A 393-nucleotide genomic window follows, 5' to 3' on the forward strand; every position below is an offset into this window, starting at 1 on the left:
GGTGGGGTATTGCATCTGGGGAAAACGGATGTGCTGGGCCATCACCCGCTGATGATCATCACATTTGTCATCCCTCTGATTGCCATTGGCGCTTTGTTTAGCCGTGTACTGCAATCTGCAAAACTGCTGGCAGCTTCTAACCTGCCCTGGCGGATTGCACTGCCTGCAGTTAAAACCTGCCTCTTATTACTGTTAATGTCGGCGATCAGCGAGGTGGAGTATTGGCATGTGATTATGACCGGAGGCTTAACCGTTGCCGCCATCGTGGTCTGGCAATGGCATAAAATCCGTCAATTAGACTTGATCAGTGCTGACCACTCTCGCGCAAATGCCCTTGAAAAACGCAGACTGTTAAGTCTGTCCGTTCCTATGATGCTCGCCATGATGGTGACC

1 protein-coding gene is annotated in these 393 nt (G+C 50.9%); it reads left to right on the top strand.

The window, feature by feature from the left end; all coding sequences use genetic code 11:
- On the top strand, positions 1 to 393 hold a 393-nt coding region (locus R0J87_RS18720; protein ID WP_498888085.1), incomplete at both ends, for a hypothetical protein.

It is taken from the genome of Halomonas sp. SIMBA_159, from assembly GCF_046536035.1.
Taxonomy (GTDB): Bacteria; Pseudomonadota; Gammaproteobacteria; order Pseudomonadales; family Halomonadaceae; genus Vreelandella; species Vreelandella venusta_A.